Source organism: Phenylobacterium sp. 58.2.17 (assembly GCF_026411515.1).
GTDB lineage: Bacteria > Pseudomonadota > Alphaproteobacteria > Caulobacterales > Caulobacteraceae > Phenylobacterium.
In genome coordinates this window covers 17,176-36,491 of the sequence record NZ_JAPMTQ010000008.1, presented here as the reverse complement: position 1 = coordinate 36,491, position 19,316 = coordinate 17,176, and the positions used below count along the sequence as shown (strand labels likewise).

General features: G+C 68.0%; 22 protein-coding genes and 1 pseudogene. 14 read left to right on the top strand and 9 right to left on the bottom strand.

What is annotated here, in order from left to right:
• Positions 1-8: 8 nt before the first annotated feature.
• From OUA97_RS07990 to OUA97_RS07965, 6 genes are all read right to left on the bottom strand, one after another.
• Positions 9-2,978 (bottom strand): TonB-dependent receptor, encoded by a 2,970-nt coding sequence (locus OUA97_RS07990; RefSeq protein ID WP_267231316.1) that lies wholly within the window; start codon positions 2,976-2,978, stop codon positions 9-11.
• Between the two features lie 129 nt (positions 2,979-3,107).
• Entirely contained in the window at positions 3,108-4,082 is a 975-nt protein-coding gene (locus OUA97_RS07985; protein WP_267231314.1) for a FecR family protein, read from the bottom strand.
• 4 nt (positions 4,083-4,086) lie between these two features.
• On the bottom strand, positions 4,087-4,605 hold the full coding sequence (locus OUA97_RS07980) for an RNA polymerase sigma factor (RefSeq protein WP_267231313.1): 519 nt from the start codon (positions 4,603-4,605) through the stop codon (positions 4,087-4,089).
• A 424-nt stretch (positions 4,606-5,029) separates the two neighbouring features.
• Positions 5,030-5,668, bottom strand: coding sequence for an AAA family ATPase (locus tag OUA97_RS07975; RefSeq protein ID WP_267231312.1), 639 nt, complete (start codon positions 5,666-5,668; stop codon positions 5,030-5,032).
• Positions 5,652-5,891 (bottom strand): hypothetical protein, encoded by a 240-nt coding sequence (locus OUA97_RS07970; protein WP_267231311.1) that lies wholly within the window; start codon positions 5,889-5,891, stop codon positions 5,652-5,654. The genes OUA97_RS07975 and OUA97_RS07970 overlap by 17 nt, the downstream gene beginning before the upstream one ends.
• 265 nt (positions 5,892-6,156) lie before the next feature.
• Entirely contained in the window at positions 6,157-6,600 is a 444-nt protein-coding gene (locus OUA97_RS07965; RefSeq protein ID WP_183772278.1) for a MerR family transcriptional regulator, read from the bottom strand.
• Between the two features lie 82 nt (positions 6,601-6,682).
• On the opposite strand from OUA97_RS07965, the gene OUA97_RS07960 reads away from it, so the two are divergent.
• Entirely contained in the window at positions 6,683-7,093 is a 411-nt protein-coding gene (locus OUA97_RS07960) for an MFS transporter permease (RefSeq protein ID WP_183772280.1), read from the top strand.
• Positions 7,093-7,317 carry a GDCCVxC domain-containing (seleno)protein gene (locus OUA97_RS07955; protein WP_183772282.1) on the top strand — a complete coding sequence of 75 codons (225 nt, stop codon included), beginning with the start codon at positions 7,093-7,095 and terminating at the stop codon, positions 7,315-7,317. Before OUA97_RS07960 ends, OUA97_RS07955 begins: the two co-directional genes overlap by 1 nt.
• Before the next feature lie 265 nt (positions 7,318-7,582).
• Here OUA97_RS07955 and OUA97_RS07950 read toward each other — a convergent pair whose 3' ends face one another.
• Positions 7,583-8,743, bottom strand: coding sequence for an IS110 family transposase (locus OUA97_RS07950; protein WP_267231309.1), 1,161 nt, complete (start codon positions 8,741-8,743; stop codon positions 7,583-7,585).
• Between the two features lie 323 nt (positions 8,744-9,066).
• Between OUA97_RS07950 and OUA97_RS07945 the strand changes: the two are divergent.
• From OUA97_RS07945 to OUA97_RS07935, 3 genes and pseudogenes are all read left to right on the top strand, one after another.
• Positions 9,067-9,402: pseudogene (locus OUA97_RS07945) on the top strand (ParB/Srx family N-terminal domain-containing protein); the annotation flags it as partial.
• A 125-nt stretch (positions 9,403-9,527) separates the two neighbouring features.
• Positions 9,528-9,725 (top strand): hypothetical protein, encoded by a 198-nt coding sequence (locus OUA97_RS07940; RefSeq protein WP_267231308.1) that lies wholly within the window; start codon positions 9,528-9,530, stop codon positions 9,723-9,725.
• A complete protein-coding gene (locus tag OUA97_RS07935; RefSeq protein ID WP_267231307.1) occupies positions 9,722-10,174 on the top strand; it encodes a CopG family transcriptional regulator in 453 nt (150 codons plus the stop codon). The genes OUA97_RS07940 and OUA97_RS07935 overlap by 4 nt, the downstream gene beginning before the upstream one ends.
• Positions 10,175-10,289: 115 nt before the next feature.
• On the opposite strand, the gene OUA97_RS07930 is transcribed toward OUA97_RS07935, so the two are convergent.
• Together OUA97_RS07930 and OUA97_RS07925 are read right to left on the bottom strand one after the other, a co-directional pair.
• Positions 10,290-10,637 (bottom strand): hypothetical protein, encoded by a 348-nt coding sequence (locus OUA97_RS07930; RefSeq protein ID WP_267231306.1) that lies wholly within the window; start codon positions 10,635-10,637, stop codon positions 10,290-10,292.
• Between the two features lie 130 nt (positions 10,638-10,767).
• The gene (locus tag OUA97_RS07925) at positions 10,768-10,980 is read right to left on the bottom strand and encodes a hypothetical protein (RefSeq protein ID WP_267231305.1); all 213 of its coding nucleotides are present in this window, start codon (positions 10,978-10,980) and stop codon (positions 10,768-10,770) included.
• Between the two features lie 274 nt (positions 10,981-11,254).
• On the opposite strand from OUA97_RS07925, the gene trbB reads away from it, so the two are divergent.
• The 9 genes from trbB to OUA97_RS07880 all read left to right on the top strand — a co-directional run bounded on the left by trbB (position 11,255) and on the right by OUA97_RS07880 (position 19,255).
• Positions 11,255-12,193, top strand: coding sequence for a P-type conjugative transfer ATPase TrbB (trbB, locus tag OUA97_RS07920; RefSeq protein WP_416362418.1), 939 nt, complete (start codon positions 11,255-11,257; stop codon positions 12,191-12,193).
• Positions 12,184-12,495 carry a TrbC/VirB2 family protein gene (locus tag OUA97_RS07915; protein WP_267231303.1) on the top strand — a complete coding sequence of 104 codons (312 nt, stop codon included), beginning with the start codon at positions 12,184-12,186 and terminating at the stop codon, positions 12,493-12,495. Before trbB ends, OUA97_RS07915 begins: the two co-directional genes overlap by 10 nt.
• Positions 12,495-12,755: a VirB3 family type IV secretion system protein gene (locus OUA97_RS07910; RefSeq protein WP_267231302.1), complete on the top strand. Its 261-nt coding sequence runs from the start codon at positions 12,495-12,497 to the stop codon at positions 12,753-12,755. Before OUA97_RS07915 ends, OUA97_RS07910 begins: the two co-directional genes overlap by 1 nt.
• Positions 12,755-15,202 carry a conjugal transfer protein TrbE gene (gene trbE, locus OUA97_RS07905; protein ID WP_267231301.1) on the top strand — a complete coding sequence of 816 codons (2,448 nt, stop codon included), beginning with the start codon at positions 12,755-12,757 and terminating at the stop codon, positions 15,200-15,202. The genes OUA97_RS07910 and trbE overlap by 1 nt, the downstream gene beginning before the upstream one ends.
• Before the next feature lie 400 nt (positions 15,203-15,602).
• Entirely contained in the window at positions 15,603-16,472 is an 870-nt protein-coding gene (trbL, locus tag OUA97_RS07900; RefSeq protein ID WP_323690585.1) for a P-type conjugative transfer protein TrbL, read from the top strand.
• Positions 16,469-17,155 (top strand): conjugal transfer protein TrbF, encoded by a 687-nt coding sequence (gene trbF / locus OUA97_RS07895; RefSeq protein ID WP_267231299.1) that lies wholly within the window; start codon positions 16,469-16,471, stop codon positions 17,153-17,155. The genes trbL and trbF overlap by 4 nt, the downstream gene beginning before the upstream one ends.
• Positions 17,155-17,976 (top strand): P-type conjugative transfer protein TrbG, encoded by an 822-nt coding sequence (trbG, locus tag OUA97_RS07890; protein WP_267231298.1) that lies wholly within the window; start codon positions 17,155-17,157, stop codon positions 17,974-17,976. The genes trbF and trbG overlap by 1 nt, the downstream gene beginning before the upstream one ends.
• Positions 17,973-19,055: a TrbI/VirB10 family protein gene (locus OUA97_RS07885; RefSeq protein ID WP_267231297.1), complete on the top strand. Its 1,083-nt coding sequence runs from the start codon at positions 17,973-17,975 to the stop codon at positions 19,053-19,055. Before trbG ends, OUA97_RS07885 begins: the two co-directional genes overlap by 4 nt.
• Entirely contained in the window at positions 19,040-19,255 is a 216-nt protein-coding gene (locus OUA97_RS07880; protein WP_267231296.1) for a DUF2274 domain-containing protein, read from the top strand. The genes OUA97_RS07885 and OUA97_RS07880 overlap by 16 nt, the downstream gene beginning before the upstream one ends.
• Positions 19,256-19,316 lie beyond the last annotated feature (61 nt).

Below are 19,316 nucleotides of genomic sequence, written 5' to 3'. Positions count from 1 at the left end.
GCGAGGCCCTACCAGCGCTTGGTCAGCGAGATCGAAGCGTAGCGCCCAACGGGATCGGCGTTGGCCGGGTCGTAGCCGACGCCGGTCGCCCCATCGACGAACGGCGGCGGCGTGTCGAACAGGTTTTGCACGGTGAAGGACAGCGACAGGCCGCTGAGCGCAGCCGCCGACGGCGTCCAGCTCATCTGTGCGTCGAACGTCGTCCAGGACTCGACGCGCTGGCCAGCGGTGTCTCGATAGTCATCGACATAGTTGGCGGCGATCAGGCCGCCATAATCGCCGCGCCGCCAGCTCGCCGAGACGCGTCCGCGAAGGTCCACCGGCTGGCCGGCCAGGTCGACATAGTTGTCGGTGGCGGAGGTCGGGGTGAGCTGCAGCTCGTAGTCGGCCAGATAGGAGAGGCTGGCGGCCAGGTCGAAGTCGTTCTCCCCGACCTCGAAGTCATAGGTCGCCGACAGGTCCACCCCGCGGACATGGGTCGCGCCGGTGTTGACGAAGCGGGAGTCGACCACCACCCCGATGGCGCTGGCCGGATAGAGCGTGCCGCTCAGATAGCCGGGGGCGTCGATCAGGGATTGGACATAGGCCAGGTCCACTGAGTTGGAGGGATCGACGAAGCGGACGAAGGGCGCGATCGCCGGGTGGTCGAGCCCTTGCTGGATGAAGCGCGTGGTCGGTCGGTCGATCTGGTTCTCGAACGCGGTGTCGAAGAAGGTCGCCGAGAGCTCCAGGCCCGCGATCCTGCCTGGCCGCCAATCGAACCCCACGGTCCAGGAGGTGGCGGTCTCCGGGTCCAGGTCGGCGTTCCCGCCGCTGAGGTTGATCGCCAGGATCCGGCCGCTGCGATAGTTGTAGAAGGCGGCCGCCGATAGCGGCTCGGCGTGGACCTCGCTCAGCAGCGGCGCTCGGAACGAGGTGCCGTAGCTGGCGCGCAGGCGCAAATCTTCGGACGGTTCCCAGACCAGGCCGACCTTGGGATTGGTCGTCGAACCGATGCCTTCGTAGTGCTCGATCCGCGCCGCCAGCGACAGTTCCAGTCGGCGCACCCCGGGCAGGGCGTTGTCTTGGCCGATGATTGGCGCGCGTAGCTCGGCGAAGGCGGCCGTGATGTCGCGCTTGAAGGTGGAGGGGCGGCTGATGGTCGGAACCGCCGCGGAGGTGAAGCTCTCGGTTTCCTGATCGAAGGCTTCCCGCCGCGCATGCAGGCCCACCGCCAGGCGGATGTCGCCGCCGGCGATGGTCCAAAGCTTCCCGTCGCCCTGGGCGTTCAGCGACCAGGTCTCGCCTTCGTAGCGTTGGCGGCTGTAGCCGGAGCCGACGAAGTCCAGGACCGCGCGGCTATTGGGGCCATAGGGATTGAAGTAGCCGTCGACCGCCGCGCGAAACGCCGTCGCGGGATTGTCGGCGGTCGCGCCGACCGCCTCGCGCAGGAAGAGGGAATTGACGCTGCCCTTGGTCGAGGACTTGGTCAGCTCGCGCGCATAGGCGCCATAGGCTTCGAGCCGCCAGTCCGACCAGAGATCGGCTTTCAGCCCGATCGCCGTTCCCAGGCTCTCCACCGTGCTGTCGGCCCGCGTGTTGCCGAGTTCGTCCAAGAACGAATAGGCGATCTGGTGGCTGCGCGAGCCATTGGGCGAGGCGAAGTAGGGATTGTTCGAAGCGATCGTAATCGTTGCGGTCGAGGCGAGGGAAGCGCTCTGCGACGTCCGATGGGCGTAGCGGACCTCTCCGTCGATCTCGATCCCTTCGTGGATCTCCTGACCGGCGGAGAGGTAGAGGCTGTGGCGCTTCTGATGCGGCAGCAGGTCCATGCCGTCCCGCAGGCCGGTCAGGTTGACCTCTCCGGCGCGAAAGTCGCTCGGCCGAAGCGGAAAGCTGGTCGCGCCGGCCGGGATCGCCCAGCCGGGCCGGGTCAGGCCGCTCGCGGGATCGACGATCAGCACATTGCCGGGACTGGCGTTGACGCTGCGATGGTCGGTTCCGCCCATCGGACGCAGGTCGGCGCTGCGGGTATAGGAGCGGTCCGCGAACGAGAGCGCCTGGCGCTCGTAGTATTCATAGGCGCCGAGGATCCGCCCAGAGCTCCAGGTGCGCCCCAGAGTCTGGGCGAATTGAAGCTCCTCGCCGCCGCCGCGGGCCGCCCCGACACGCGCGCGCGTCTCGGCGCCGTCGAAGTCGTTGCGCAAAATGATGTTCACGACCCCGGCCACGGCGTCGGCCCCGTAGAGGGCCGAGGCCCCATCGAGCAACACATCGATGCGTTCGACCGCGGCCGTCGGGATCGAGGAGACATCCGCCAGATCGCCGCGGCCTCCCGCCCCCGCCATGCGCCGGCCGTTGACGAGGACGAGCGTCGCGTCAGGGCCAAGGCCACGCAGATTGATGGTCGTGGCGCGGCCGGCGTTCTGGGAGGTGGTGTCGACGCCGGTGGACGTCGCAGCCGGCGTCGCGAGGCCCGCGAAGTTCTGGGGCAAGGCGGCCAGGGTGTCGGCGACCGTCGCAAAGCCCCGGCGGTCGATGGCGTCGCGGTCCACGCTCACCACCGGCGAGGCGCCCGGTGCGACTCCGCGGATGTGGGTGCCGGTCACCACCACCTCGTCCAACATGGACGGGGTGGCGGCGACCTCGGTCGTCGCGGTCGCAAGTGGGGTCGCGACCACGCCGATCCGAAGCACGATGACGCCCGGCCGACTCTCCTGGGCGACGATGCCGGTTCCGGCCAGCAGTTTGGCGAGCGCGGCCTTGGCGGTGAAGTCCCCGGTCAGGCCCTCGCTGTGCAGGCCGCGGACGACGCCGGGGCTGTAGAGGAGCTGGATGTCCGCCCGTGTGGCGTAGGCCGTCAGCGCCTTTTCAAGCGGGCCGCGCGGGATCGCAAAGCTGAGAACCGGTTCGGCCGGCGCGGCGAGGGCGGGCGGCGAAGACGCGATCAACGCCAGGAGACTGACGCCGGCGAGGCCGATGGCCGAGCGATTGGACATGATGTGCTTTCCCCCTCAATCAGGCGGCGTTGCGCCGCTGTTGAGGGGTAAGCACCGCAGGCCGGGGCTTACCCTGACGGGGTAACGAAAAAACATCCTATGGATGTTGTCCGCCCCTATAGCGCGTGTCTAGCCGCGAGGCTCCAATCGATAGCCGTCGCTGGTCTCCACGGCGCGCAGGTTGAACAGATCGCTGACCGCAGACACGAAGGCGCGCGTGTCGCCAACATCGAAAACACCGCTGACCGGGACGGCCTGCAGTTGGGCGGCGTCCAGCGCAATCTTCTCGGCGCTGTAGCGGTTCACCTCGGCGACCGCCACGCCGAGCGGGGTTGAGCGGAAGACCAGACGGCCGCTGGTCCAGCTTGTTGCGGCGGTCACGTCCACCGTGCGCGGCGGCTCCACCGCCTGTCCTCGCAGAGCAAGGCCCTGGCCTGGCGTCAGTCGCCACGTCTGGCCATCGCTCTGGCGGCTCACCTCGACGGCGCCCTGAACCAGCGTCACGCGAACATCGCCTTCGTCCCGACGAACGTCGAAGCGCGTTCCAAGCGCGCGGATCGACTGGTCGCCGGCCACGACCACGAAGGGCCGGGCCGCGTCATGGGCGACGTCGAAGAAGGCCTGGCCGCGGACAAGCTCGACCTCCCGGCCGCCTGGCGTGAACTTCACCCGGACCTGGGTGCTCGTATCAAGGCGCAGGCGGCTGCCGTCCTCAAGGCTGACCAGGCGCTGCTCGCCTAGGCCGGTCGAATAGGGCGCAGGCCGTTCGATCGCGAAAGCGAAGGTCAGGGCCGCCGCGGTCGCCACGGCGGCCAGTCCGGCGCCGATCTGCATGGGACGAGACCATAGGCGCGCGAAGCGCCGCTTGCGACGGCCGCGCGCGAGCGCGGCGGCGACGTCGCGGGCGGTGTCGGGGTGCGTCTTGAGGCGGCCGGCCGTTTCCCAAAGCGCCTCGATCCGCTCGTAGGCGGCGTCATGGGCCGGTTCGCGGCGCCAGGCGTGAAAGTCCTCCAGCGCCTTCGTCGTGATCGACAGCTTGTTTAGGCGCGCGAACCAGTCGGCGGCTTCCTTTTCGACCTGATCGTGCGCGGCGTCGGCGGTCATCTCGTCAATCCCGCAGCCGTGCGGCGATGAGGGCAAGGGCTTTGGACATTCGCGCTTCGATCGTCTTCACCGGCGCGCCGGTGTGGGCGCTGATTTCGGCGTAGCTCATCCCGGCGTGACGGCTCAGCATGAAAGTGTCCCGCAGCGGCGTGGGCAGCCCCTCGACGATCTCCTTGAGGAGAAGGGCCTCATGCTGCTCGGCGTCGGTGTACGCTTCATGACAACGGCCCACCTCGGCTAGACGCTCGATCCGGGCCTTGGCCCGACGCGAGCTCCTGGAATGGTTGTAGGCTAGATTTTCGGCGATCCGAAGCAAGAGGCTTTGCGGACGCTCCACGCGCCCCGCAGCTTCGTAGGGGCGCAGGCGGATATAGGCCTCCTGGACGATGTCTTCGGCCATCTGTGGGTCGAAACGGCGGCGAAGGACGGCGGCGAGCCACGGCGCATGGCGCCGATAGAGCGTCTCAAGCGTCGGCCGATCGGTCTCCGGCGCCTCCGCATCGAATTCGTCCGGGCATGCCATGCGCCCCTCCCTTGCGTCTGGAAGAGGCGGCGCGATGAGACGCGCATTGGAATATCCTGCGGGGCCATCGAGCGACCGCCACACTCACACGCAAGCGCGCGCCGCCCAGCCGGGCGGTCGTCAGCGCACCGGCCTTACGGCCGGCTATGTCGTCGTGAACGCTCTACAGGGGATTCCAAGCCCCTACCGGCGCAGGCGCCGGCAGGGGGAGTCTGAATCAAACCGAAGGGGCGCGCAAGACGGGTGCGCAAATGGGGCCGGGCGTTGGAATCTCCGAGCGTGCGGAGCCCGCTTGTTGGCAAAACCGACCGCTGCCGCGAGACTGTGACAGCCTCGCCCCCGGCTCATGGTCGGCGCGTATTCAGCGGCGCCCGAACCTTCACTTCTAGGCGCCGGCACGGCGCGCCGCAACCTGGCTCGGACTTCAGACCGTCCGGGGCGGGGAGCGCAGGTCGCCGCGAAGCGTCCGCTCGATCGCCTCTTCCAGCTCGGGCGGGTGCTCCTCGCCGAAGAGCTCCAGCACATTGTCGGATTTTTGGGCGATCCGTGTGGGTTCGGCGGCGGAGTTGTCGAGGATCAGCACGTCGTCGAGGTTGGCCAGGAACCACGGCAGCTCGCCGAACGATCGCCGGCGTCGATCTCGAATGCGCTGTTCGGGTACGTCATGGCCGCCCTTGGCGACGCGCAGCTTGACCCGCTCGATGTTCAGCTCGACCGACTTCAGGGTCACGTAGATCATACGGACCTCGAAGTCGTGCTTGCGGGCCAGGCGCACCAAGCGCCGATACTTCGCCGTCGAGAGCACCGTCTCGACCCCGATCGACTGGTGGGCGCGCACCGAAGCCTTCAGCCAGGCTTCGATGCGCTTCAGCGCTTCGATGTTGGCCTCTCGGGCCGCCATGCCCTCATGATCGCGAATCCGCGCGCTCAGAATGTCGGGATTGATGATCCAGATCGAACCGGCAGGCGCTTCGATGGCCATGCGATCATAGGCGCTGCTCTTTCCCGAGCCATTTGCGCCAGCGATGATCCAGAGCGTCGGGCGGTCAGTCGTCGCGGTCAATGGGGTCTCGGGCGGCGACGCGTTCCCGGTTCTCCTTGCGAGCGCGCTTCACGTTCTGCTTGAAGACGTACAGGAAATCGGACCCGAAGCTTGCGCTGTTGGCGCTCACCGACCGCACGCGGAGGATTTGCCCGTCAGGACCCCGGACAGTCTTCAAGCCCACCTTTGCGTCGGACGGCGCCTTGGTCGGCTTGTCGTACCTGCGGACTTGAAGCTTGGTCATCTGATCATCCAACTCCAACACCCATATGGGGCCTTGGACGCCGAGCGGCAACGCAAGCGATGCTATCGCAAATCGGCATACGCGCAAATTGCGGCGTCTTCGGCGCAAAGCCCTGCGGCCTGACCTTAAGCGGTGAGCCGCCCGCGACCGTCCTCGGTCCCGCCGCTGCCGCGGCTCCTGCGGGGCCGTCGCGAGCGCGCCTGACGGCGTCGCGGGCGGCTCGACGGCGCGTCCCGCACGGCGTGGCGCCGTGCTCCTTGCAGCCTCACATGGGGATTTTAGTGTCAAGGCAGTCCCGCGACGGCCCATGTTCCGCATAGAGGGATTGGATCAGCGGACAGCCGGGGTCCTGCCCAGCGTCGCAGGCCCGCACGGAGTCAGCCAGGACCCGCTCCATACGCCTAAGGTCGGCGATCCGCGCTCGGACATCCGTCAGGTGCGATGCGGCGAGGGTTCTCACCTCGGCGCAGGAGGCTTGCCCACCACCGGCCAAGCCCAGCAGGGCGCGAACCTCATCCAGCGTAAAGCCTAGCTCACGGGCTCGCCGGACGAAGCCCAGCCGGCCAACGTGTTCACCGTCATAGCTGCGGTAGCGGCCGCGTCGCGGTGGGGGCGGCATCAGGCCGATCCGCTCGTAGTAGCGGATCGTCTCGATGTTGCAGCCCGTGCGGCGTGAGAGTTCGCCGATCTGAATCGCCTGTTCAGCCATGGAGCGCAGCTTTCGATTAGGGCTTGAGTCTGTAGTCACTACAGATGGCATGATGGTTCCTGTTGGACCAGGAGACGATCCCATGACGGCGAGCAGCGGGATTCAAGCCCGACGAGATGGACAGGGTCGGACGCCCGCCGAGACGGCTCTGAGCTGGACGGCGGTCGCCGCCGGGGCCGGCGCAGTCTTCGCCTGGGCTGCATGTTGCGTCCTGCCGATGTCGCTCGCGCTGGCGGGGCTAGGCCTGGGGGGCATGAGCCTGATCGCGGAGCAGCGCAGTTGGATCACCTTCGCCGCGTTGGCGGTGATCGGCGTGGGCTGGACCCTTACCTGGCGGCGGGCTCGGCGGTGCCGGGTCGACAGCGCCTGCGCTGCGCCGTCGCGGCTCGGGATCGGCCTGCTCGGCGCGGCCACCGTGCTGGTGCTCCTCGCCTTGATCTGGCAGCCAATCATCGAGCCCTGGGCTCTGACGCTGATCAGGAGCGCCCGGTGATGGACGCCGTGCAGATCCTGGCGCGCTCCACGCTCACCTGTCCGCACTGCGGCCATAAGGCGACAGAGACCATGCCGACCGATGCCTGCCAATATTTCTACGACTGCCAGGGCTGCGGCGCCGTCCTCAAGCCCAAGGCAGGCGACTGCTGCGTCTACTGTTCCTACGGCGACGTGCCATGTCCGCCGATCCAGGAGGACGGCGGCAAGGCATGCTGTGGCTGACAGGCGCCGCGGCGCTAGTTTGGCATCGACATTTGGAATCCAAGTCCAAGCCCGGTCCACGACCTGGCCGCTACCGCGCCAGATCAACCTCACATTCGGTCGCCACGTCACCGCGGCTGCACCCATATCCCGCATTCGCAGGTGTCGGGCTCAGAGGACGAGACCATTCTTCATTCCGGCTGATTAGGCCATGGCTGCAATCGGTTCGTCCGCCTGGATCCGTCAGGGTCGACTAGCCCTGCGGATTTCGTCGAGAGCGTCGTCTCTAGGCCTGTTGCACGACAGCTCCCTCGATGACGACGCCCTGCGTCACGTACTTCCAGAACGCCACCAGAAGCTTGCGCGCCAGCGCCACGATCGCGGACTTGCGCATGCGCCCGCCGTTGCGCTGAACGCGGTCTAGGAACCAGACGCTTAGCGCCGAGCCTGGCTGGTGCCGCGGCCACAGCCAGGCGACCTGGATCATCGTGGTCCGCAGTCGGGGATTGCCCGCTTTCGATACACCCTGTTCGTGGTCGATCGACCCGCTCTTCCAAGGGGTTGGGGCTAGCCCTGCGTAAGCTGCGAGCTGCCTTCTGTTGTCGAAGCGCCGATACAGCGCCTCCGACCAGAGTACGGCGGCGAACTCCGGCCCGATGCCCTTCAACCGGGCAAGCATTGTCGCCGGCGTCGGCGCCTCTGAACTCGCTGGCTCGACGAGCGCGTCGCGCTCCGCCTCCACCGCCTTCAGCTGGGCCAGCAAGATCTCGAGCCGGTCGAGTTCGCGTCTGATCTGGGTTTTAAGGCGGGCCGGCATCGGTCGGCCATCGCCGGTCGTCAGTTCCTCCAGCCGGGTCCGGCGGTTCCGGCGCAGGGGATCGTAGTCGAAGATTCCCTGGGCGCAGAGCAGGCCCTTGATCCGATTGGTGTGCTCGATCCGCTCGATCACCAACGTCTTGCGCTCGCGGCAGAGACGGCGGCGGTCTTCTTCTTCTGGCGTCGGCGCCCGCACCATTGAGCAGACGCGCGGCTCGCCACGCTTGTAGGCCATCAGCGTTCGGACCAACGTCTCGCCGTCGATCCGGTCGGTCTTGGCCCGCCGCCGCCGGCGGGAGGTCAGGATCGAGGCGGCATCGACCACGTGGCTCTCGATCCCTTCGTCCTCCAGCACGCGGTGGATCCAGAAGCCGTCCAGCCCGGCCTCCTGGATGGCGATGATCGGAAAGCTGCGGCCCAGCCGCGCGCTGGCCTTCTCGTTGAGCTGGGCGAACCGCCCCAGCAGTCCCGCGAGGTCGCCGGCCGGCACGACGTGCTTGGACAGCTTCTCCCCAGCGCCCGGCGACAGGGACGTGATCAGCCAGGTCGATCGGCTGAGTTCGAGAGATACGAAGATCGCGCCGAGATCGGTGCGGATGGCGCTGTGCTCGGGCGGGGAGTGATCGTGCATGGGTCGGGCTCCAAAGGGGTGAGGGTTCGGCGACCTCACTCTGCTGGAGCCAGAGCGGAGCGCACTACCCGCCCCATGGGATCTTCATCCTTGCGCCGCGCCGCTGGCGCGGCCGTGGCTTAGGGCTCCGCCCTCGGCGCGCTTCGCAGCCGCTTCCGCCCAGCTTCGGTCCCCTCGTGGGCGACATGCTTGCGCAGGGCCGAAAAGGGCCCTGCAGCCGGTTCCCCGCGAAGCGGCCGCTCCGCTTGCACACCCGGTCTCGCCGACGGGCAGGGCGCCAGGCGCCGTGCGCCTGACACCCATGCCTCAAACAGGAGATCGTCATGACCCAAGAAGCCCACTTCGAAATCGTCTCGGGCGCCGAGATCGAAATTCCCCTCAACAAGCTGAAGAAGTCGCCCCGCAACGCCCGCAAGACCCCGCACAGCGCCGAAGCTGTCGAGGCGTTGGCGGCGAGCATCGCGGTCAAGAAGATGCTGCAGAAGCCGGTCGTGGAGCCCGAACGCGACGACGACGGGGCGATGACCGGCTTCTGGCTGGTCACTATCGGCGAGGGACGGCGGCTGGCCCTGGAGCTCCTGGCCCGGCGCAAGTCGATCAAGAAGACCCATCCCGTGGCCTGCATGATCGATGTCGAGCACGACCCGCAGGAGATCAGCCTGGATGAGAACGTCAGCGGATCGGAACCGCGCGCGCCTCGACGACCGGGGGACCTGCCGAGCACGGTTGGCGCGACATCGTCGGTTCGGCGCCGGGCGCCGCGGCTGAGGCGGGGGCCGTCGAGGTGGAGGCGGAGGGGGGCCTGCGCCGGGCGCCGGAGATCGACCAGCCCGCTGAGCGTCCGCGGTCCGCGCAGCAACCGGAATTCGATTGGTGGGCCGACGGCGCCGACGACGATGGGACCGAGCAGGGCTTCGCCCGGCGCGCCCAGAGGCTCGCCCGGCAGGCGAGCCTGGATCCGGACGACGGGGTGGCGCTGTGAGCGCCAAGTCGCGGCTTTCGGTCTATCTCGAACCTGCCCGGCTGCGGCAACTCGAGGCGTTCGCCAAGGCGCATGGCCAGTCGAAATCGCTGGTCGCCGAAGCGGCGATCGCCGCCTTCCTCGAGCCGCCTCTGCAGGAGCGCCACGAAGCGGCGCTGATGCGGCGGCTGGACCAGCAGAGCCGCACGGCCGACCGGCTCGCCCGCGACCTCACCATCCTTATCGAACTGACCGCGCTGTTCGTTCGGCAGTGGCTCGTCGTGGCGCCGGTCATCGGCGAGGCGGGGCAGGCGGCCGCCCAGGCTCGCGGGCGCGAGCGCTATCAGGGTTTCATCTCCGCCTTGGGGCGCCGGCTGGCCAAGGGGCGGCGCGTCACCGGCGAGATTGCACCCGACCTAGATGATGGAAGGCCCCCGTCGGCCGCCGACGGGGGCCGCTATTCGGCCTGACGCCGAAGACCACAGTTTGCGGACTGTCACCTTGCGCGAGGCGTGAAGCGGGGTGAGGCAGTCGGGAGCGGCCTAGGTAAGTTCTGTTGCGGAACTTTTCTCGGCCCTAGGTGGATCAAGCCCGATCGAAACCGCTTTCAGGCCAAGGCTTTCGAACCAGCCCATGGCGCTGATTGCCCTCACGTTCGGATAGCACGTAGCTGAGGAAGTCCTGGGTGACCTCGCCGCCGTCGCCCATGACTTTGATGGTGTACGTGGTTCCCTCGTAGGCGGCTGTTCGCGCGAACATCAGATAGCCCCACCAGCGGGCTTCATACTCGGTGATCTGATGCTCACCGTGCGCCGCCTGCAGACCCTCGATGGCGTCGGCCGGCATCTCCCTCATGATCGATCGAATTTCGTCGCCAGTGTGCTGTTTCATGGCTCGGGTGATAGCCGCGAGGCTCTTCGATTCGCGAGCCATGCCTGCCTGGATGCCAGATCATCACCTCGACCCTGCCCGGTCGTGATGCGCCCGCTCTCGCGGAAAAACGCCGGCGACCGGATACTGCCTGGGCAGACGTTCGCCGATCGGGCGATCGAGCTTCATTCGCTCAGCCATGCGGCTTGCCCGCGTAGAAGTGAGCCTGCCGGGTGAAGTGGTAGGCCGTCGTCTCAAGGGCTTCGAGGGCGATGGCGATCGCGTGGTAGTCGCGGCCGAAGGGGCGGCACCTCTGCTGCATCTTTCGAAGTTGATCCACATACGGCCGCAAGGCGTCGAACTCTCGGACGGGGTCGGTCAGACCGACATAGGATTGGCGGGCCATGAGGTGCTCCAAGTCTGGTTCGCGATCTAGAACAAAAGTGGAACATCGTAGTCAACCGGCCAGAGGTTGAACGGCCGCGTCCTCCACAGCCGTTTGCGCCGCGCCGTCGCAGACAAGTCTCTCTGCGACGCGCCACTACGCCCTGGCCAAGCCTGTTGAGCTTCGCTGCAAGGCGCGATCACTGATGCGCCGACCCCGGCCGTGAGCGCCAGGGCTCGGAGCCTCGCAGATGCGTCAGATCGCCGAAGATCCTGTCCTGATCCGCAGCGCGCGCATGCTGCGCACCGCCATGGGGCCGCAGATCGCTGCATGGCTCGATGACCCAGCCATCGTTGAGGTGATGCTCAACCCGGACGGCCAGCTCTGGACCGATCGGCTGGCCGAGGGTTTATCGGCCACCGAGGTCAGGCTGGAGCCAGGCGCTGGCGAGCGGATCATCCGGCTCGTCGCCCATCACGTGGGCGGCGAAGCCCACGCCGGGGCGCCGAGGGTTTCGGCGGAACTGCCGGAGACGGGCGAGCGCTTCGAAGGACTGCTGCCGCCGGTGGTGACGGCGCCCGCCTTCTCAATCCGCAAAACAGCCGGCGCCGTGTTCGATCTCGCCAGCTACGTCGAGCGCGGAACCATGTCGGCGGCGCAGGGCCTGGCGCTGCAGGCTGCGGTCGCCGAGCGCAAGAACATCCTCGTCGCCGGCGGCACGTCCACGGGCAAGACCACGCTGGTCAACGCCCTGCTCGCCGAAGTGGCCAAGACCGGCGACCGCGTCGTGCTGATCGAGGATACGCGCGAACTGCAATGCAGCGCGCCCAACCTCGTGGCCTTGCGCACCAAGGACGGGGTCGCCGACCTCACCGAACTGGTGCGAAGCGCCCTGCGTCTACGCCCCGACCGCATCCCGATCGGCGAGGTGAGGGGCCCCGAGGCGCTCGATCTCCTGAAGGCTTGGGGAACGGGCCATCCCGGCGGCGTGGGCACTCTGCACGCCGGCTCGGCGATGGGCGCCTTGCGACGCCTGGAGCAGCTGACGCTCGAGGCGGTCTCGGTCGTGCCGCGATCCCTCATCGCCGAAACCATCGACGTCATCGCGGTCCTCGCCGGCCGCGGCGACGGGCGCCGGCTAGTCGAGCTCGCCGCCGTCCAGGGTCTTGGCCCGGAGGGCCGCTATCGCCTCACGCCTCTCATCCCGAATGAAGGAACCCCCTCATGCGCCTGAGCTTGGTCTATGCACGCCTCGTCCTGCTGGGAGCGGCGCTCGCCGCAGGTCCAGCCCATGCTGCGGGCTCGTCGATGCCTTGGGAGGGGCCGCTTCAGCAGGTCCTCGAGTCTATCGAAGGACCGGTGGCCAAGATCGTCGCGGTCATCATCATTATCGCCACCGGGCTCAGCCTGGCTTTCGGCGATACGTCCGGCGGCTTCCGGCGGCTGATCCAGATTGTCTTCGGGCTGTCGATCGCCTTCGCCGCGTCGAGCTTCTTCCTGACCTTCTTCTCGTTCGGCGGCGGAGCGATCGTCTGATGGAGGCGCCGCCAATCCTGGAGGCTCCGGTCCACCGCGCGCTGGTCGAACCCATCCTGCTGGCTGGCGCGCCTCGGGCGATGGCGATCGCGATCGGAACCCTCGCCGCGGCGCTTGGGCTCGGGCTTCGGCTTTGGCCGGTCGGCCTGGCTGTGTGGGCGATCGGTCACCTGCTGGCGGTCTGGGCGGCGCGCCGCGACCCGCAGTTCGCCGAGGTCGGACGGGCGCACCTGAGACTTCCGGCCTGGATGGACGTCTGATGATGAGCTTGCGCGAATACCAACGCCGGCCGGCGCGACTGGCGGACTACCTGCCGTGGGCGGCGCTTGTGGCCCCAGGCGTGGTGCTCAACAAGGATGGCTCGTTCCAGCGCGCCGCGCGGTTCCGGGGACCAGATCTGGACTCCGTCACCGAGGCTGAGCTCGCCAGCTCTGCAGCCCGCTTGAATGCGGTCCTGAGACGGCTTGGCAGCGGGTGGGCGATCTTCGTCGAGGCTCGGCGAGATCCGGCCCAGGACTATCCGCAGAGCAGTTTCCCCGATCCGGTCAGCGGTCTCATCGACGCAGAGCGACGGGCTGCGTTCGAGGCCGAGGGAGCGCACTTCGACAGCCGATTCTACCTGACGTTCCTGCATCTCCCGCCCGCCGAGGGCGGACGGCGGGTCGAGGGGTGGCTCTACGAGGGATTGCCGGCGGCCGGTGAGGATTGGCGTGGTCAGCTTACGACCTTCATCGACCAGACCGACCGCATCCTGGCCCTCCTGGAAGGCCTGTTGCCGGAGCTGAACTGGCTGGACGATGGCGAGACGCTCAGCTTTCTGCACGGCGCGGTCTCGACCGGCCGCCAGAGGGTGCGCGTCCCCGAGACGCCCATGCACCTCGATGTCCTGCTGGCGGACCAGCCGCTGGCCGGCGGGCTGGCGCCGCGCCTGGGCGCGTCGCACCTGCGTGTGCTGACGATCAACGGATTTCCGAGCGCCACCTGGCCCGGACTGCTCGACGACCTCAATCGCCTGGCCTTTCCGTATCGCTGGACCACGCGGGCCATCTGCCTCGACAAGCTCGACGCGGCCAAGCTGCTGTCGAAGATCCGCCGGCAATGGTTCGCCAAGCGCAAGTCCCTGGCGGCGATCCTGAAGGAGGTCCTGACCAACGAGGCCTCGGCGCTCATCGATACGGACGCAGAGAACAAGTCCCAGGACGCCGACGCGGCGCTGCAGGACCTGGGGGCGGACGCCGCGGGCCATGCCTTCGTGACCGCCAGCGTGGTCGTCTGGGACGAAGACGCGGGCATCGCCGACGCCCGCCTGCGCCTCGTCGAGAAGGCCCTGCAGGCGCGTGACTTCACCTGCGTCCTGGAGCGGGGCAACGCCGTGGACGCCTGGCTCGGCTCCCTGCCAGGACACGCCTACGCCAATGTGCGGCAGCCGCCGATCTCGACGCTCAACCTCGCGCACATGATCCCGGTGTCGGCGGTCTGGGCCGGGCCGGAGCGCAACCAGCATCTGAACGCGCCTCCGCTGCTGCTGGCGAGCACTCAAGGCTGCACGCCGTTCCGCTTTTCGCCGCACGTCGGCGACGTGGGCCACACGCTCGTCCTCGGTCCGACCGGGGCGGGAAAGAGCGTTCTGCTGGCCCTCATGGCGCTGCAGTTCCGCCGCTATCGGAATGCGCAGACCTTCGCCTTCGACTTTGGAGGCTCGATGCGCGCAGCGACCCTCGGGGTCGGGGGCGCCTATCACGATCTGGGCGTCGCCCTTGCCGGCGAGGAGGGGGCGGCCGTCAGCCTGCAACCGCTCGCCAGCTGCGATGACCTCGACGAGCGAGCCTGGGCGGCCGACTGGTTGGCGGCGCTGATGGCCCGTGAGAACGTCATGCTCGATCCGGAGGATCGCGGACGCATCTGGAGCGCTCTGTCGAACCTGGGCGGCGCCCCCGCTGCCGAACGTACGCTGAGCGGGCTTGCGGCGCTCCTCCAGTCGGCCAAGCTCAAACACGCGCTCGCGCCCTATACCCTCGCCGGGCCATGGGGCGGCCTGCTCGACGGCGACCATGAACATCTGGGAGCCGCGTCGGCCACATGCTTCGAGACCGAGGGGCTGATCGGCGCTTCGGCCGCCCCGGCGACCTTGAGCTATCTCTTCCACCGAATTCGCGATCGCCTCGACGGCAGGCCGACGCTCATATTCGTCGACGAGGGATGGCTCGTCCTCGACGACGCCTTGTTCGGCGCGCAATTGCGCGAATGGCTCAAGACGCTGCGAAAGCTCAACGCTGCGGTGGTGTTCGCCACCCAGTCCCTGGCCGATGTCGAGGCCAGCGCGATCGCCCCGGCGATCATCGAAAGCTGCCCAACCCGGGTCTTCCTCCCCAATGACCGCGCGCTCGAGCCGCAGATCGCGGCGGCCTACGCGCGGTTCGGGCTCAACAGCCGTCAGATCGAGATCATCAGCCAGGCGACCCCCAAGCGCGACTACTACAGCCAGTCGCGGCAGGGGGATCGGCTGATCGAACTCGGCCTGGGCGACATCGCACTGGCCTTCTGTGCGGCGTCCTCGAAGTCCGACCAACTGGCCATTTCGAGCCTGCTCGAGGCCCATGGCGTCGCCGGGTTTCCGGCGGCGTGGCTCAGGCATCGCGGCCTGGACTGGGCCGCCGAATGGCTCACCCCGCAAGGTTCGCATCAGCCAATGGAGGTCTTCCCATGAGATGCCGCCCAACTCGCCGCGCGCTCTGGGCCGGCATAGCCCTCGCCGGTCTGGCCACGACTCCCGCTTGGGCGCAGATGACCGTGTTCGATCCGACAAACTACGCCTCGAATGTCCTGCAAGCCGCCCGCGCCCTCGAGCAGATCAACAACCAGATCCAGAGCCTGCAGAACCAGGCGCTCAGCCTGGTGAACCAGGCCCGCAATCTCGCGCAGCTTCCGTACTCAGCCTTGGCCTCGATCCAGGGCAATCTGGACGGCATCCGGCAGCTGATGGGGCAGGCGCAGCGGATCGCCTACGACGTCCGTGCGATCGAAGAGGCTTTCACCAAGGACTATCAGATCCTCGCCTCATCTTCGAGTCCTTCTCCGGGCTCGGTCTTCAGGCCGGCGGCGGCGGCATGTCCGCAGGCGAGTTCCTGCGGCCTGGCCGTCTTGGTCAGGCCGGCATCGACGCGGGCCAACCGATCCTGGAAGCCGCCCAGCAGATGTCCGGCTTTCCGGCCGTGTTCGACAACCTTCCCCAGATCGCCGTCCTGCTGCTGGCCTGGCTCGTCGTGGTGCTCGCCTTCTTCGTATTGGCGGTCCAGCTCTTCGTCACCCTGGTTGAGTTCAAGCTGACCACGCTGGCTGGCTTCATCCTCGTGCCGTTCGGGCTTTTTGGCCGCACCGCCTTCCTGGCCGAGCGCGTGCTCGGCAATGTCATGGCGTCCGGCGTCAAGGTGCTGGTGCTGGCGGTCATCGTCGGCATCGGCTCAAGCCTGTTCGACGAATTCGTTCAAGATTTCGGTGGGATGTCGCCAAGTCTTGAGGAGGTCCTCTCGCTCGCCCTGGCGGCGCTCTGCCTGCTCGGCCTTGGGGTGTTCGGCCCTGGCATCGCCAATGGACTGGTGTCCGGCGGACCGCAGCTCGGGGCGGGCGCAGCGGTCGGGACCGGCCTTGCCGCCGGGGGGCTCGCTGCGGCGGGCGCCGCCGGCGGGCGACTGCTGGCCGGTTCAGCCGTGGGCGCGGCGCGGTCGATCTTCAGCGCGATGCGCAGGCCTGCAGTCAGTTCAGGCGGCGGTGCGCCGCCTAGCGGCGGCTCGCGGCCGAGCGGCGCCGCGGCCGGCGAACCAGGCGCTTCGCAGGGCGGGCAGCCGCCGGCATGGGCCAGGCGCCTCCAACAGAAGCAGGCGGCCGGACACGCGGCCTCCACGGCCGCCCACGCCCTTCGGTCGGGAGACCAGGCGGGAAGCGGCGCATCGGTCTCGCTCTCGGAGGATCGCTCATGAACCCGTTCAAGCGGCAGGGCGCGCGATATGGCGCAACGCCGGTTCTGGAAACGCCCTATCAAAGGGCCGGCCAGGCCTGGGACGACCGCATCGGGTCGGCGCGTGTCCAGGCCCGCAGTTGGCGATTGATGGCGTTTGCAAGCTGGGCGCTGTCGGCCGGCCTCGCCGGCGCCCTGGTCTGGCAGGGGGCGCGGGGATCCATCACGCCCTGGGTCGTAGAAGTCGACCAGCTGGGAGCCACGCAGGCCGTGGCGCCTGCCGAAGCCGGCTACACGCCCCAGGACTCCCAGATCGCATGGCGCCTGGCGCAGTTCGTGGAAGAAGTGCGTGCGGTGTCGGCCGACCCCGTCGTCGTCCGCCGCAATTGGCTGCGGGCCTACGAATTCACTACTGACCGCGGGGCTGCTGCGCTCAGCGACTATGCGCGCGGTGCGGACCCTTTCAGCAAGATCGGCCAGGTTCAGGTCGGGGTGGATGTCTCCAGCGTCATCCGCGCCTCGCCATCAAGCTTTCGGGTGGCCTGGACGGAACGGCGCTATGTCGACGGCGCCTTGGCCTCGACCGAGCATTGGACCGCAATCCTCGGCGTTGTGATCCGGCCGCCGCGGACGGCCGACGAGATCCGGCGAAATCCGCTCGGGATCTACGTCCACTCCCTCGACTGGTCAAAGGAGCTCGGCTGATGCGGTGCGCGCTTGTTGTGGCGACCTTGCTGGCGCCGTCATTCGCCTGGACGGCGCCGCTGGCCGAGGTCGGACGCGCCAATCAGATCGCAAGGGTCGAGCCGCGCCGCGAGGCCTACGCCAATGCGGCGCAGATCTTCACCTACTCGGACGCTGCGCTCTTCCAGATCTACGCCGCGCCCGGGCAGGTCACCGATCTGGCCCTGCAGCCTGGCGAGCAGCTGGTGGGGGAGGGCGCGCTCGCGGCCGGCGACACCACGCGCTGGATCATAGGCGAAACCCGCAGCGGAAGCGGCCCGGATTTGCGGGTCCATGTGCTGATCAAGCCGACGCAAAAGGGCCTGACCACCAACCTCGTGATCAACACGGACCGCCGGACCTATCACCTGGAGCTGAGATCGACTGCTGGCGCCTATCTCGCTGCGGCGCGCTGGCGATATCCCGTCGATGAAGCCCGCGCTCAGGCGGTCGTCCGAGCGCAGGAAGCCGAGCGCAGGGCCGAGCAGGCGAAGCACGCGCAGATCCCGCCGAGCGTTACCTTGAACTTCGCCTATCGGATCGAGGGCAGAGCTCCCTGGCGACCGTTGCGCGTCTATGACGACGGGCGTCAGACCTTCATAGAGTTTCCAGATGCGGTCGCTCATGGAGAGCTTCCGCCCGTCTTTCTGAAGGGGCCGGGCGGCGATCTGGAACTGGTGAATTTCCGGGTCGTCGCCGGCCGGATGGTCCTCGATCGGCTGATCGATGTGGCGGAGCTTCGCCTGCATCAGGGGCGCAAGCTGCAGTCGGTGCGCTTGGTCCGGACAGGGGCTGGCGCATGACCGCGGCGCCAGAAGAGATCGCGGAAGGCGCGCCAGATCTGCGGCTGCGCGCCAAGCCGCCGCCAGTCGCTCGCCTATCGCGTCGGGCGCTGATGCTGATGTCGGGAGTTGGCGCTGCCGCGCTCATCGGGGCGGTGACCATCGGTCTGAGCCTTCAGGTTCGGCCCGGGCCGCCGGAGCCGCAGTTCACCGTGAGCACCACACCACCCGAGCGGCTAAACGCCTTGCCTGCCGACTATCGCGAAGTCCCAAGGCTTGGCTCGCCGCTTCCGGGCGACCTTGGACGGCCCATGCTGGCCGCCGAGGCAGGGCGGGCGCCGCTTGAGGGATCGCAGGCGCCGCGGGCCGAGACGGCTCGCCAAGCCGAGCACGACGCCGCGCAACGGAGCCAGCTCTTTCTGCCTCAGGGCCGGGGCGGCGATCGACCCTTGGGGGGACTTGGTTCCGTCGCAGGGCATGAACCAACGGCCGCATCGTCTCGGCCAGGAGACGCCGGCGCACCGCCCGTCGTACAGGCCGGCACGTTGATCGCCGCCGCCTTGATCACCGGCATTCAGTCGGATCTCCCGGGGCAGGTGGTGGCCCAGGTCACCCAACCGGTGTTCGACAGCGAAACGGGCCGCACGCTCCTCATTCCGCAAGGAGCGAAGCTGGTCGGAACCTACGACAGCAAGCTCGCCTTTGGTCAGAGCCGTGTTCACGTCGTCTGGACGCGGCTTCTCCTGCCGAACGCCCGCACGGTCGCGCTTGGCGAGTTTCCGGCTGGCGATGCGCTCGGCCGGGCTGGGGTTGAGGGCAGGGTCGAGCGCCATTGGGGCTCTCTCTTTGCAATGGCGGCGCTGTCGACGCTTCTGGCCATCGGGTCCGAGGTCGGCGCCAGCGACGACGACGAACTGGTCGCGGCCATTCGGAGAGGCGGCGCCGACACCTTCAACCAAGTCGGGCAGCAAGCTGTCGGTCGCGCGCTGGCCCAAGCTCCGACCATCCAGATCCGTCCTGGGGCGCCGGTGCGGGTGATTGTCACCCAGGACCTTGAACTTGAGCCTTATCAGGAGCTTCCGAGATGGCCGAACGGCTGAAACTTGCCACCCTGATGGACGACACGCCGGTGAAGCTGACGATCGAGCTTAGCGCGGCGGTCCATCGCGATCTCGTGGCCTACGGCGAGGCGATGGCCCAGGAGGGGGGCCGGGTGGTCGATCCCCTAAAGCTGGCCCCGGCTATGCTGGCGCGTTTCATGAGCACTGATCGCGCGTTCGCGAAGCGCAAGCGCGCGTGAGCGCCGTCAGAAGAGCTTGGGGCGGAGACTTGCGGGTTAGTCCCCCCTACCAGGCAGCGGC